The organism is Lacimonas salitolerans (genome assembly GCF_042677865.1).
Taxonomy (GTDB): domain Bacteria; phylum Pseudomonadota; class Alphaproteobacteria; order Rhodobacterales; family Rhodobacteraceae; genus Lutimaribacter; species Lutimaribacter salitolerans.
In genome coordinates this window covers 1-13,016 of the sequence record NZ_JBHUDD010000150.1, presented here as the reverse complement: position 1 = coordinate 13,016, position 13,016 = coordinate 1, and the positions used below count along the sequence as shown (strand labels likewise).

Below are 13,016 nucleotides of genomic sequence, written 5' to 3'. Positions count from 1 at the left end.
CCGATTGCGTTGCGCGAAAGGTAAGCCGCGCCTGTCATGGCGTCCAGTGCGACCAATGGATCATCCACGCTCTTTCCAGCGCACCATCTGCCGCATGACCCCGTGCAGCATCTGCACATCCGCCCGCGTCAGCCGCATCCGCGACCACAGATTGCGCAGGTTCAGCTTCATGCTTTCGGCCTTGGTGGCGGGAAAAAAGAAGCCCGCATCCTCCAGCCGTTCCTCGTAATGATCGGCCAGCTTCTCGATCTCCAGCGTGCTGGCCCAGTCGCTGCGGCTGACCTCGACCGAGTCATCGGTGGCTGGACCGGCCTGCCTGCGCCACTCATACCCCGTCAGCAACACGCATTGCGCCAGGTTCAGCGACGGGAAATCGGGGTTCACCGGCACGGTGATGATCGCATTGGCCTGCGCCACGTCCTCGTTCTCCAGCCCTGCGCGCTCGGGGCCGAATATCACCGCCACCCGCTCGCCCGTGGCCAGACGCGCGGCGGCGTCGCGCATCGCGCCCTCGGGGCTGAACACCGGCTTGGTCAGATCGCGCGCCCGCGCCGTGGTGGCATAGGTATAGGTGCAATCGGCCAGCGCAGCCCCAAGGGTGTCGCACAGCATCGCCTCGTCCAGCAGGCGGCCTGCTCCGCTCGACATCGCCACGGCGCGAGGGTTGGGCCAGCCGTCGCGCGGGGCCACCACGCGCATGCGGTCCAGCCCGAAATTCCACATCGCCCGCGCCGCGCCACCGATATTCTCGCCCATCTGCGGGCGCACAAGAACAAAGGCAGGTTGCGGCTGATCGTTGTGCATTTCAGGCTCCATTCGGGTCATTGGCGCTCTGGTATGCCAAACCGGTTGGCCTGAAAAGGGCGGATGCGCGCCACCCCCTTGGCGCGGCTGCATTTTCCGCGCTATAGGAGCCAGACCCATCGCAGGAGGCCCAAATGCCCACGCCCGAGCAGCCACAGATCTACCTGATCACCCCGGCCGAGTTCGAACTCAGCCAGTTTCCCGACGCATTGGCGGGCGTGCTTGACGCGCACGAGGTCGCCTGCGTCCGGCTGACCATGGCCACCCGCGACGAGGACCGCATCGCCCGCGCCGCAGACACCCTGCGCGAGGTGACCCATGCCCGCGACGTGGCGCTGGTGATCGACAGCCATATCCTGATGGTTGAACGGCTGGGCCTGGACGGTGTGCACCTGCCCGACGGCGTACGCGGCATGCGCGCCGCCCGCAAGGAACTGGGGCAGGATGCCATCATCGGCGCGTTCTGCGGCGCGTCGCGCCATGACGCCATGAACGCGGGCGAGGCCGGGGCGGATTACATCAGCTTCGGGCCGCTGTCCGGCGCCACCCTTGGCGATGGCACCCTGGCCGAGCGCGAATTGTTCGCGTGGTGGTCGGCCATGATCGAGCTGCCCGTGGTGGCCGAAGGCGGGCTGACGCCCGACATCATCCGCGATCTGACGCCGGTGACCGATTTCTTCGCCATCGGTCCCGAGATCTGGGATGCAGGCGACCCGGCCTCGGAACTCGCCGCGCTCAAGGCCGCAATGACGTAGGGTGGGTGCCAACCCACCCCCAACCCGCCTACTGCCGCCCCGGTGGCATGCCCGACCGCACAACCTCTTCCACATGGGCGGCCAGCGACTTGCGGTTGGGGAACGCATCCACCCGCACCGGCGCGTGATAGATCACCTCGACGCGGCCCTGCCTGCGCGCGGCCAGCACCTTGATCAGATGCGGGCCAAAACCCATCTCGCCCCACCAGCCATAGAACCGCTCATCCTCGCCTTCAGGGGCGTGATAAACGACAGTGCAGGGCTGGATGTGCATCTCGTGCCGCAGCTCATCCGAAAAGAACGCCTGGAACAGCGTCGTCTTGAACGGCAGCACCCCCATGCCGTCTGTCGACGTGCCTTCGGGAAAGAACAGCAGCTTGTGACCGGCCAGCAGCCGGTCCTCGAACACCGCCTGTTGCAGCCGCGCCGCGCGCGGGTCACGGGCGATGAACACCGTACCCGTCGCCCACGCCAGCCAGCCGATACCGGGCCAGCCGCGCACCTCGGCCTTGGACACGAAGTAGATCCGCTTGCCCGCGTTCAGCGCAAAGATGTCCAGCCAGGACGAATGGTTCGCAACCACCGCGCCGCGCCGGTCCATCCGCCTGCCGCGCCGGGCATAGCGCATGCCGGTCACCCACAGGAACATCCGGCAGACGAAAACGGTAAGATAGGGCGTCAAAGGCCTGCTTTGCTTGAAGAAAACACGCTCGAACAGCGTGTTTCCCAGCACCATCAACAGCAGGCAGATCACGATCACCGGGATCAAAACCGCCGCCCGAACCCCCGCACGCAACCAACCCATCGGCGAAATCTTCGCAGGCGGAGGCTCGGGTGGCATCTCCCATTGGCGGCCCGATGGGGGCGTCATCCTCCGACGCCCTTGGTATAGATCGCGCGCTGCCGGTCGCTCATCCGGGCGGTATCCAGAACAAGACAGACGTCTATCGTATTGAATTCATGATCAATCCACGCGCCTTCACCGACAAAGCCACCCAGGCGCAGATAGGCCTTGATCAGCGACGGGATCTCCAGCACCGCGGCCCGGCGATCCAGCACGTCCGGCGCGATCCGGTCCATGACCGCGAAATGCGGCGCGCGTGCGCGCACCCGCAGGTCCGGCGGTGCCAGATGACCGTGATGCAGCAACGACAACGGACCGGCCAGCGCATCGACATCCGTGCCATGGAAGGACGCGACACCAAACAGGATTTCCACTTGGTGTTCAGCGACATAGGCGGCCAGGCTGTTCCAAAGGTGGAACATCCCAATCCCCCCGCGATAATCGCGCTGAAGGCATGACCGGCCAAGCTCCAGCAGCCGCCGACCCGAGGTTTTCAGCACGCTCAGGTCATACTCGTCCTCGGAATAGAACTGCCCGACCCGCGCCGCCTGATCACAGCGCAGCAGCCGGTAGACACCGACCACCTGATCCTCTGTCGGCAATGCTTCGTCCAGCAGAAGCATGTGGTCGAAATAGGGGTCGAACCTGTCGCGTTCCAGCCGCTGGGCATGATCCACCATCGCGCCGCCGCCGCCCAGCTCGTCCACGAACACCGCATAGCGCAGGCGCTGCGCCGCGCGCAGATCATCGGCGGTCTGTGCCAGACGCACCGAAAAACAAGGCTCGTGCGAGTGCGGCATGGGTAAAGTCAGGTCCTTGGATCGGGTCCGCCCGTGTGTAGGCAGATGGCCCCTGAAAGGCAACACAAACAGAGGTTTGTCGAAAAGGTGAAAGGGTGCTAACCGTTTGTTAACCGGGGTCAGTCATCAAAGACGGGTTCCAGTGCCACGCGGGTGCCTTCGATCACCACCTTGCCGGCTTCCGGAAAGTTGACTGTTATACGAGTGCCGATGCGTGATTGTACCTGCCCGACCCCCCAATCGGGGCACATCGGGTGTCTGACACGCATCCCCGGTTCCAAAAATCCGTTCAGGTCGTCCATGGCCATCGCCTTTCGTGGGAGGAGAGATTGACCAATCATAACGCCCAGTTGGCGGCCTTGGTAGGGTCGCGCATCTGCCACGACCTGATCAGCCCGGTCGGGGCGATCGGCAACGGCCTGGAACTGATGCAGATGGGCGGCAGTGGCGGCGCGGAACTGGCGCTGGTCCATGACAGTCTCGCCAATGCGCAGGCACGTATACGGTTTTTCCGACTTGCCTTTGGCGCGGCAGGTCAGGAACCCGTGGCCGAAGCCGAGTTGCGGCGCATCCTGTCGGACCTTGCCATCTCAGCGCGCCAGCGCGTGCACTGGCAGGTTGGGGGCGACGTGCCCCGCGCCCAGGCGCGGCTGGTGTTTCTGGCCATCATGTGCCTGGAAAACGCCCTGCCCTTTGGCGGCGAAATTGCCGTCACGCGCGACGGGTCGCAATGGACGATCACCGGCAAGGCGCAGCGTATGCTGATCGACGAAAAGCTGTGGGAAGCGTTGAACCGCAGCGGTGCCGATGTCACCCCCTCCGAGGTGCAGTTCGCCCTGCTGCCCCTGCTGCTGGAGGAAGAGGGACGCCGCCCGCGCACTCGCATCGGCCAGAACGAGATCGTGATCCTGCTGTAGCCTCAGGCGCGAGTCGCTCCGTCGCCGGTGACCAGATACTTGAAGCTTGTCAGCTGCGCCGCGCCCACCGGGCCGCGCGCGTGCAGCTTGCCGGTGGCGATGCCGATTTCCGCGCCCATGCCAAATTCGCCCCCGTCCGCAAACTGGGTCGAGGCATTGTGCATCAGGATCGCGCTGTCCACACGCTCGAAAAACCGCGCCACGGTGGCGGGATCTTCGGCCAGGATGCACTCGGTGTGGCTTGATCCGTAGCGCCGGATATGATCGATCGCGCCATCCACGTCATCCACCACCCTGGCCGCGATATCCATGTCCAGATACTCGCGCCCCCAGTCGTCGTCGGTGGCGCGATCGGTGCCGGGCAGGCCCTCGCCCGCATGCACCCGCACCCCCGCGTCCATCAGCGCGGTGATCAGTTCGGCGCCCAGCGTGCCGGCCACGTCGCGGTGGATCAGCAGGCATTCCGCCGCCCCGCAAATCCCGGTGCGCCGCGTCTTGGCGTTCATCACCACGCGCATCGCCTTGCCCGCATCGGCCGAGGCATCAACATAGACATGCACGATCCCCTCCAGATGGGCAAACACCGGCACGCGCGCCTCGGCCTGCACCAGCCCGACCAGCCCCTTGCCGCCGCGCGGCACGATCACGTCGATATGGTCGGTCATGGTCAGCATCTGCGCCACTGCCGCGCGATCACGGGTCGGCACGCGCTGAATCGCATCGGCAGGCAGACCAGCGGCCCGCAGCCCCTCGACCAGACACGCATGAATGGCGCCGGACGAGTGAAAACTCTCGGAGCCGCCGCGCAGGATCACGGCGTTTCCGGCCTTGAGGCACAGCGCCCCGGCATCGGCGGTCACATTGGGGCGCGATTCGTAGATCACACCGACGACACCCAAGGGCGTACGCACGCGGCTGATATGCAGCCCCGTTGGCATGTCCCATGCCGCCAGAACCTCGCCCACCGGATCGGCCTGATCCGCCACGGCGCACAGGGCATCGCGGATACCGGCAATGCGGCCCTCGTCCAGCAGCAACCGGTCCATCATCGCATCCGAAAGGCCTTTTTCGCGGCCATACTCCAGATCACGCGCATTCTCGGCGATGATCTGCGCGCGCCTGTCCCACACCGCGTCGGCGGCGGCCATCAGGGCGTGACGCTTGGCCTCCGCGCTGGCAAAGGCCAGCTCGGCGGCAGCGGCACGGGCACGCCGGCCAATGTCGGCCATCAGGGCGGGGATATTTTCAAGGTCTTTCATGGGTCGGCCCTTTCACGCTCACAGTGCCATATCATCGCGGTGAATCAAGGCGGCGCGCCCCGGATAGCCAAGTATGGCTTCGATCTGATCCGATCTGCGGCCCCGGATTGCCACCGCCTCGGCGGCGGTATAGCGCGCCAGCCCCTGTCCCAGCATATGGCCCGCCGCATCCAGTATCGCCACCGGATCGCCGCGCCCGAAATCGCCCGCGACCGCCGCCACCCCGGCGGGCAGCAGGCTTTTGCCCTGCCCCAGAGCGCGCGCCGCCCCGGCGTCAACGGTGATCTGGCCGCGCGGCTTCATCGCCGCGATCCAGCGTTTGCGCGCCGCCTGCGGGTCGCCCTGCGGGCGGAACCATGTTGCATTGGCCCCCTGGGCCAAGGCCGTCAGCGGGCGCATCACCGCGCCTTGGGTGATCGCCATGGCGCAGCCCGCCGCCGTTGCCATCTTGGCCGCCATCAGCTTGGTGATCATGCCGCCCTTGGACAGGCCCGACACGCCATCGCCGGCCATGGATTCGATCTCGGGCGTGATCGCGTCGATCACGTCATACCGATGCGCGCCAGGGTCTGTCTGCGGATTGGCGCTGTAGAAGCCATCGACATCCGACAGCAGGATCAACTGATCCGCGCCCACCGTCACCGCCACCTGCGCGGCCAGACGGTCGTTGTCGCCATAGCGGATTTCATCCGTGGCCACGGTGTCATTCTCGTTCACGATGGGCACCACGCCCAGACCCAGCAGCGTCGCCATGGTGGCCCGACTGTTGAGATACCGGCGGCGGTCGGCGCTGTCTTCCAGCGTCACAAGCACCTGCGCCGTGGTGAGGCCATGCGGGGCCAGCACCTCTTCATAGGCGCGGGCAAGCCGGATTTGCCCCACGGCGGCGGCGGCCTGCGATTGCTCCAGAGGCAAGTCAGCACGCGGCAGCCCCAGCACCCCGCGCCCCAGCGCGATCGACCCGGACGACACCAGCACCACATCCATGCCCAGCCCCTTGAGCCAGGCCACATCCTGCGCCAGCGCGTGCAGCCAGTCCGCGCGCAACGCCCCGGTAGCGCGATCCACCAACAGCGCCGAGCCGATCTTGATAACGATCCGCCTGCCGTCGGTCAGGGTTGCCAAGGTGCGTCCTCTTCCACGGGACGGGCGCGCAACCTGCCTGCATCGATATGGCTGCGCAGGGCGCGCAGCACGTCCTCGACCCCTTCGCCCGACACACCCGACATCAGCAGCACGTTCCGGGCGCCGGCGTCCTGCAACTCGTCGCGCAGGAACACGCGCTCTTCGGCATCCAGCGTGTCGATCTTGTTCAGAACGGTCACGCGCGGCTTGTCGGCCAGCCCCGCGCCATAGGCGTCAAGCTCGGCCAGGATGGTCTGATAGTCCTCGACCAGCGTGCCCGAGCTGCCATCAACCAGATGCAGCAGCACCGCGCAGCGTTCCACATGTCCGAGGAACAGATCGCCCAGTCCGCGACCCTCGCTCGCGCCCTCGATCAGGCCGGGAATATCCGCCACGACAAACTCAACACCGTCCACGCCCACGACACCCAGATTGGGGTGCAGCGTGGTGAAGGGATAATCCGCCACCTTGGGTCGCGCGTTCGAGGTGGCCGCCAGAAAGGTGGATTTGCCTGCGTTGGGCAGACCCAGCAGGCCGACATCGGCGATCAGTTTTAGGCGCAGCCAGATCGTGCGCTCGACCCCCTCCTGCCCCGGATTGGATCGGCGCGGGGCCTGGTTGGTCGAGGTCTTGAAATGCAGGTTGCCCCAACCGCCGTTGCCGCCCTTGGCCAGCAGCACGCGCTGGCCGAGTTCGGTCATGTCGGCGATCACGGTTTCCTCGTCCTCGTCCAGCAGTTCGGTGCCAACGGGCACACGCAGCACGATATCCTCGCCGGTGGCGCCGGTGCGTTGCCGCCCCATGCCGGGCCGCCCGTTGTCGGCAAAGAAATGCTGCTGATAGCGGAAATCAATCAGCGTGTTCAGCCCGTCCACAGCCTCGACCCAGACACTACCGCCATTGCCGCCGTCACCGCCATCGGGGCCGCCGAACTCGATGTACTTCTCGCGCCGGAACGAAATGCAGCCATTCCCGCCCGAACCGGACCGGATATAGACCTTTGCGAGATCGAGGAATTTCATGACCCTCTCCTTTTTCGGGGCGTCTGTCGCAAAGGCCGCGCCCTGCTTATGTCAGGTTTCGTGTGTAGGTCCAGGTGGGCAGCTTGGCCCCCCGCGCGACCGAAAAATTCTCGGCATCGCCCAGATAGGCAAAACTGGCATTTGTCAGCACCCGTGCCGAGGCCGGATTGTCCTGAAACACCTCGGCGAACAGCGTCTGCGCGTTGTGCGGATCGGCCTCGAGCAGCGCCTGCAAAGCCTTTGACGCGACGCCCGTGTTCCAGAACGCCGGTGCGACCCAGAACGCCACCTGGCTTTGCGCGCGGTCCAGCCGTTCCAGCCCGATCAGGCCCATCACCTCGGAGCCGCCCTGCGCGCTGGCATCCATCGCCCAGATATCCTCGGTCCGGTCGGGGGCCTGCGCGCGGGCGATCATCGCCTCGGCAGCACCCGGCGGAAACGGATGCGGGATGCCCCGGGTCATGCGCGCCACGCGCTCGTCGCCCGCGTAGAACGCGATCAGCCCGGCATCGGACCGGCGCAGGGCGCGCAGCAAGAAGCCATCAGCCTGGATGGTGGGCAAGGCGGTGGGGAGGTCGATATTCATGCGCTTTCTCCTCCGAAAGGCAGTGGGACAGACGGTTGAGCGCTGCATAACCGGCAGGTATTTCGAAAAGATGGTGACTGCGTCATCGGCTGGCAAGTTCACCCATACCGGCAAGTTCCGGAACGAAAAAGGGGATCGGCCTGTTTGCCGATCCCCTGAAGAACGAACCGTCAAACTCGGCTTATTCCGCAGCCTGCGCCTCTGGCAGGACGGACACGAACGTGCGCCCCTTGAAGCCCTTGCGGAAGGTCACGCGGCCTTCGACCGTGGCGAACAGGGTGTGATCCTTGCCCTGCCCCACGCCTTCGCCCGGCCACCACTTGTTGCCGCGCTGACGCGCGATGATGTTGCCTGGGATCACGTCCTGACCGCCGAATTTCTTCACGCCAAGGCGACGTCCCGCCGAGTCGCGACCGTTACGGGACGAACCGCCTGCTTTCTTGTGTGCCATGGGTCTGTCTCCTTAGTTTGCGGCCAGTTCCTGGGCCTGAGCGATCCAGCCTTCACGCTCGATCCGGCCCTTGAACGACAGTTTTTCATCCATCGCGGCGACGTCTTCGTCGGTCCATGCCGCGATCTGGGCAAAGGTGGTCACCCCTGCCTCGTGCAGTTTCTTTTCCAGCGCGGGGCCGACACCCGACAGCTTTTTCAGGTCGTCCGCACCGTCAGCAGCAGGTGCCGCGGCCTTGGCCGGCTTGGCGGGCTTTTCAGCCGCCGCCACGGCCACGCCGGCAACCGATCCGGCACCGACAGCCGCCTTGACGCCGGACTTGTCCGCGCCCGAGGTCAGGATCTCGCCGACCTTGATCAGCGTCAGCTTTTGACGATGGCCCTTGGTGCGCTTGGACGAATGCTTGCGGCGGCGGCGGACAAAGTTGATCACCTTGTCGCCCTTGATCTGGTCGATCACCTCGGCCTGCACGGCCGCACCGTCAACCATGGGTGCGCCCAGAACGGGGGCGTCGCCACCCAGCATCAGAATTTCGTTGAACTGGACGGTCTCTCCAGCATCGGCGGCCAGCTTTTCAACCCGCAGGATATCCCCGGACTGAACCTTGTACTGTTTGCCGCCGGTTTTCATAACCGCGAACATCGGTGTCTTCCTTTTTTCTGCCGCGTTCTGTGGCCCCCGGCATTCCGGGCGTTTCGGCGCATCGCGCCGCCGCGAACAGCGTGCCCTTGCGGGCAATACCAAATGATCACCGGGCAGAGTCGCCCCTGCCCGGTTCGCGGCTTTTCCCCCAAGACGCGGGGCAAGTCAAGGGTGTATCGGGGCTGCCTACAATTCCTCGCCCGCTGCCATCCGGCTGGCCACCGCCAGACCCAGCGACAGCGACTGATCGCCATACATGCGGTCAAACCCCGCGAACAGGCCGCGGTTCAGCGCCCGGCCCGCATCGCTGCGCGACAGCTCCACATAGGCGGCGATGGTGGCTTCGGGCAGATCGGCATAGGCCATGGTCAGAAAGCCGAACAGCCACTCGCGCGTGTCCTCGCGCGTCTCGGCCTCCTGCTCCCAGACATCGCGCAGGATGTCGTCCTCGGACATCTCGATCGCGCCGCCTTCGACCAGCCCGGTAAAGAACTGGTAATTGGCGTTCATCGCCCCGGCCACGTTGTATTCCAGCAGGTCGTTGACCTCGACATACTCGGTGATCAACTGCTGGCGCGCGTCGGTCGGGTCGGCCTCGCGCCAGATCTCGCGGGCGGCCTCCTCGACGCTCGGGTCGGCAAAGGCCGCGCTCGTCTCAAGCTCGGCCAAGACCAGCGCCGCCCCCGCATCGCTTTCGAAAAAGGCGATCAGCCGCGCAGGATCGGCATCCCCGAACGCGGTATCAAAGCCCGCGCGTACCGCCTGCTCCATCTTTTCGGCGTCATAGATCCGCTCCACCAGCCCCTGCCAGACCGCATCGGACCCACCGGGCAGCATCTCTTGCGCCAGGCTGTCCCCATAGGCCAGCCCCTCGTCACGCATCAGACCGATCAGCCAATCCATGTGCATCGCCTGAAACAAACGGTCCATGTCAGCCCGCGCAGGGGCTGCAACCAGGACCGCCAAAGCAAGTGCCGGGATGAGGACCGCGCGCAGCATCACAGGTCCTCCTGCGGAGCCAGATCAGCCATGCGCGCGGCCAGAACCTCGAACCGGTTTGCCATGATCTCGTGCTGCACCGCGTTCAGCAACTCGTACACGCGGCGCATCCGCGGCTGTTCCAGCGCCTCGGTATAGGCCAGCAGGTCGTCATACGAGAAATCGCGATAGGTATAGGCCGCGCCGGCCATGGAATTGGCCTGCAACTCGATGCGCAGATCATCGCGGCTGTCGGCCATCACCGCGCGCAATGCGTCTTCGTCCATCGGCGGAACCACCCCGGCGGCGGAGGCCGCCAGCAAGAACCGCACCTGAATTTCTTCCACCGCGCGCACGGACGAGTCCTCGGAGCTGATTGCGGCATCCATTCTCTGGAAAAGCTCGACCTTGGGCGATCCATCCGCCACCAGCCCGGAAAACAACGCCTGCCCGCTCTCCAGCTTTGCGCCCCGATCTGCCTCCATGTGCGAGGCGTTTTCCACTTCGACCAGCCGCTGCCCCAGCTCGCTGGCGTAGAATTCCACCGCGTGCATGAGGTCCTCCTGATCCAGCGTTTCAGTCAGGATCGACACAGCCGTGTCATGCATCGCTTCGGTCGCGAACACCTCATCGGCCATCCGCGTCCATTGCGTGCCGAAATCGCTGACCTCGCGGCCCAGCATCATCGGCGCGTTCTCGGCCGACAGCTTGATCGACTCCAGCGCCACGTCAAAACCGGTGGTGCTCAGGAAGGCCTCGACCTGGTCACGCTCTGCCCCCCGGACCGGCGCAGCGACGGCCAGGCAGAGCGCCACGATGGCGGCAAGCAGCGGGAAGGTGCGGAAAACCGGGCGTGTCATCATGCCTCCGACATTGGACTGAAACTGTGAACGAACGGTAAGGCATTTGAATTCTCAAGCAATGTGAAAAGGCCCCTTGCACCCTGTGACAAACACGTCTAAACGCACCCACCAGACCCCCGCGGAGAGGTGCCGGAGTGGTCGAACGGGGCGGTCTCGAAAACCGTTGAGCCTTTACGGGTTCCCAGGGTTCGAATCCCTGTCTCTCCGCCACTACCGGCAGGATCGCGATCTGAATTTATCCATTATGATCAGCGTCTTGTCGTAGAAATCGAGCTGTGCTGCGCTTGATGACCTCTTGAAATCACCAGATTCTGCTACACATCTTGCTAAACGGCGGGCGGATGTGGAGGGGTGCGATGCGGCTGATGATGCGGGGAAAGACTTGGCACTTGCGGCAACGTGTGCCGGCCCAGTTCGCTTCAGTGGAGGACCCGCGTGAAGTCTGGGTGTCGCTCAAGACCGACTCGCGCCAGCAGGCCACGAAGAAGGCGCCTGCCATCTGGGACAGCCTCGTTGCGGGCTGGGAGGCGCAGCTTGCGGGCCGGTCCGAGGATGGGGTCGCCCAGCTCGAGGCGGCAAGGGCCATCGCCGCCAGCCATGGGCTGACCTACAAACCCGCTCGCGACCTCGAGGATCTGCCGCTGGAAGACCTGCTTGCACGGGTGGAGGTGCTGCAGCGTCGGGACGGTACGGTGAACACCGTCGCGGCTCCTGCGGTGCTGGATGAGCTGAAGGGGCTTGGTCTCGATCTGCGCCACTTTCATTGAAGTGTTCAGCTGCGGCTTCGAAAAACAACGCCGTTTCAGATGGTTGCAAGCTATTCACCAAAACCGGGCAGTCATGAGGTCCGGAGAATATCGGCCTTGAGAGACCGCTTTCAGGCCTGGTTGCGTCGAGGCCAGTGCTCAGCCCCTCCCGCATAACCCTCGAAAACAACGAGAAAATTCGGCCACAGCCTGGTCGGGAGAACGCTTTCGCGAGGGCAAGTGGCGGAGGGGATGGGCCTGATATCCAACCTTCTCCACCTTAACTCATTGATTTTATGACAACGCACCAATTCATTCTTCTGAGGGGCGCCATGCAAGAGGCGCACCCAAATGCGTGTTCATGAAGGCATCAGGGTACTTCAAACCGTCGCACGCAATTCCCTACGACCATACCTTCGTCGCTTAGCGCGGAAGCTAGCGCGGACTGAGGGTTGCACGGATTGTCTCGACCATCTATGAACGAAATGAACAATCGTTCATAGATGGTTGGATATCCATGGCCAAGGCCTTTTCCGATGCCGAGCGTGACCGGTTGCGCGCGCAACTCATGGCAGAGGCACGGGCGCTTTTCGTCAGCGGCGGCCTCAGGGCCGTTTCGCTGTCGCGGATCACGCGGGCTGCCGGGGTGGCCAAGACCTCGTTCTACGCCTTCTTCCCCTCGAAGGAGGCGCTGATCCTCGACCTGCTGGCGGACGAGGCGCCGGGCGTCTCCGCACGGGTCATGGCGCCTCTCTATGACCCAATGCTGACCGCGCCCGAGGCCCTGTCGCGGTTCCTCGAAGCGCTTCTGTACGAATACGCGACAAATCCGTTTCTTGCGCGACTTGTATCGGACCCAGGAGCGATGGAGGCGATTGCCGCCCGGGTGCGCCCCGAAGACCTTGCCCGGAAGGCCGACTGGATGGAACGGCCCCTTCGCCACTTCTTCGAGGCTCGGATCGCGGCCGGTGAGCTCGATCCGCTTCCCGTCGGGACACTGATCGATCTCGTTCGGAGCGTCGGCCTTCTCGCGGTCCACTGACAGCGTTTCGGGACCGAGGAGAGGTTCAGCGCGATGTCGCGCGCGCTGATCGCATGTGTCGCCAGGGGACTCTCGCCTGAAGGAGACCGACCTTGACCGCCGAGCCGGATCCGCAGATGATGCCCGATCAGCCGGGATGGCACGGTGTAGAACACCTTGCGCAAGGTGAAGCCGCCGGAGGA

General features: G+C 64.8%; 16 protein-coding genes and 1 tRNA gene. 5 read left to right on the top strand and 12 right to left on the bottom strand.

The annotated features are described in order from the left end of the window. Positions 1-60: 60 nt before the first annotated feature. Entirely contained in the window at positions 61-804 is a 744-nt protein-coding gene (locus ACFTOW_RS16485; RefSeq protein ID WP_379917762.1) for an RNA methyltransferase, read from the bottom strand. A gap of 134 nt (positions 805-938) precedes the next feature. Between ACFTOW_RS16485 and ACFTOW_RS16480 the strand changes: the two genes are divergently transcribed. Next, complete coding sequence (locus ACFTOW_RS16480; protein WP_379917703.1) at positions 939-1,559, top strand: thiamine phosphate synthase; 621 nt, start codon at positions 939-941, stop codon at positions 1,557-1,559. Between the two features lie 28 nt (positions 1,560-1,587). On the opposite strand, the gene olsA is transcribed toward ACFTOW_RS16480, so the two are convergent. The 3 genes from olsA to ACFTOW_RS16465 all read right to left on the bottom strand — a co-directional run bounded on the left by olsA (position 1,588) and on the right by ACFTOW_RS16465 (position 3,505). After that, on the bottom strand, positions 1,588-2,430 hold the full coding sequence (olsA, locus tag ACFTOW_RS16475) for a lyso-ornithine lipid O-acyltransferase (protein ID WP_465261612.1): 843 nt from the start codon (positions 2,428-2,430) through the stop codon (positions 1,588-1,590). Beyond that, positions 2,427-3,203: an L-ornithine N(alpha)-acyltransferase gene (gene olsB / locus ACFTOW_RS16470; protein WP_379917699.1), complete on the bottom strand. Its 777-nt coding sequence runs from the start codon at positions 3,201-3,203 to the stop codon at positions 2,427-2,429. Before olsB ends, olsA begins: the two co-directional genes overlap by 4 nt. A 119-nt stretch (positions 3,204-3,322) precedes the next feature. Then, complete coding sequence (locus tag ACFTOW_RS16465) at positions 3,323-3,505, bottom strand: DUF3553 domain-containing protein (protein WP_379917697.1); 183 nt, start codon at positions 3,503-3,505, stop codon at positions 3,323-3,325. 27 nt (positions 3,506-3,532) lie between these two features. Here ACFTOW_RS16465 and ACFTOW_RS16460 point away from each other — a divergent pair, with 27 nt between their 5' ends. Beyond that, positions 3,533-4,120: a histidine phosphotransferase family protein gene (locus ACFTOW_RS16460; protein WP_379917695.1), complete on the top strand. Its 588-nt coding sequence runs from the start codon at positions 3,533-3,535 to the stop codon at positions 4,118-4,120. Between the two features lie 2 nt (positions 4,121-4,122). Here the strand turns inward: ACFTOW_RS16460 and ACFTOW_RS16455 are convergent, their stop codons facing one another. From ACFTOW_RS16455 to ACFTOW_RS16420, 8 genes are all read right to left on the bottom strand, one after another. Beyond that, positions 4,123-5,379 (bottom strand): glutamate-5-semialdehyde dehydrogenase, encoded by a 1,257-nt coding sequence (locus tag ACFTOW_RS16455; RefSeq protein ID WP_379917693.1) that lies wholly within the window; start codon positions 5,377-5,379, stop codon positions 4,123-4,125. 18 nt (positions 5,380-5,397) lie between these two features. Then, positions 5,398-6,504, bottom strand: coding sequence for a glutamate 5-kinase (gene proB, locus ACFTOW_RS16450; RefSeq protein WP_379917691.1), 1,107 nt, complete (start codon positions 6,502-6,504; stop codon positions 5,398-5,400). After that, positions 6,492-7,526, bottom strand: coding sequence for a GTPase ObgE (gene obgE, locus ACFTOW_RS16445; RefSeq protein WP_379917689.1), 1,035 nt, complete (start codon positions 7,524-7,526; stop codon positions 6,492-6,494). The genes proB and obgE overlap by 13 nt, the downstream gene beginning before the upstream one ends. Before the next feature lie 46 nt (positions 7,527-7,572). Next, a complete protein-coding gene (locus ACFTOW_RS16440) occupies positions 7,573-8,112 on the bottom strand; it encodes a GNAT family N-acetyltransferase (RefSeq protein ID WP_379917686.1) in 540 nt (179 codons plus the stop codon). A 181-nt stretch (positions 8,113-8,293) separates the two neighbouring features. Continuing rightward, on the bottom strand, positions 8,294-8,563 hold the full coding sequence (gene rpmA / locus ACFTOW_RS16435) for a 50S ribosomal protein L27 (protein WP_379917684.1): 270 nt from the start codon (positions 8,561-8,563) through the stop codon (positions 8,294-8,296). 12 nt (positions 8,564-8,575) lie between these two features. Further along, on the bottom strand, positions 8,576-9,205 hold the full coding sequence (locus ACFTOW_RS16430; protein WP_379917682.1) for a 50S ribosomal protein L21: 630 nt from the start codon (positions 9,203-9,205) through the stop codon (positions 8,576-8,578). A 186-nt stretch (positions 9,206-9,391) separates the two neighbouring features. Continuing rightward, the gene (locus ACFTOW_RS16425) at positions 9,392-10,135 is read right to left on the bottom strand and encodes a DUF2059 domain-containing protein (RefSeq protein WP_379917680.1); all 744 of its coding nucleotides are present in this window, start codon (positions 10,133-10,135) and stop codon (positions 9,392-9,394) included. A gap of 68 nt (positions 10,136-10,203) precedes the next feature. Beyond that, positions 10,204-11,043, bottom strand: coding sequence for a DUF2059 domain-containing protein (locus ACFTOW_RS16420; RefSeq protein ID WP_379917678.1), 840 nt, complete (start codon positions 11,041-11,043; stop codon positions 10,204-10,206). A 123-nt stretch (positions 11,044-11,166) separates the two neighbouring features. On the opposite strand from ACFTOW_RS16420, the gene ACFTOW_RS16415 reads away from it, so the two are divergent. The 3 genes from ACFTOW_RS16415 (at position 11,167) to ACFTOW_RS16405 (ending at position 12,834) form a co-directional block, all read left to right on the top strand. Further along, positions 11,167-11,256 (top strand) — tRNA-Ser (locus ACFTOW_RS16415). Positions 11,257-11,387: 131 nt separating this feature from the next. Beyond that, positions 11,388-11,813, top strand: coding sequence for a DUF6538 domain-containing protein (locus tag ACFTOW_RS16410; RefSeq protein ID WP_379917760.1), 426 nt, complete (start codon positions 11,388-11,390; stop codon positions 11,811-11,813). Positions 11,814-12,309: 496 nt separating this feature from the next. Then, a complete protein-coding gene (locus ACFTOW_RS16405; RefSeq protein ID WP_379917676.1) occupies positions 12,310-12,834 on the top strand; it encodes a TetR/AcrR family transcriptional regulator in 525 nt (174 codons plus the stop codon). Positions 12,835-13,016 lie beyond the last annotated feature (182 nt).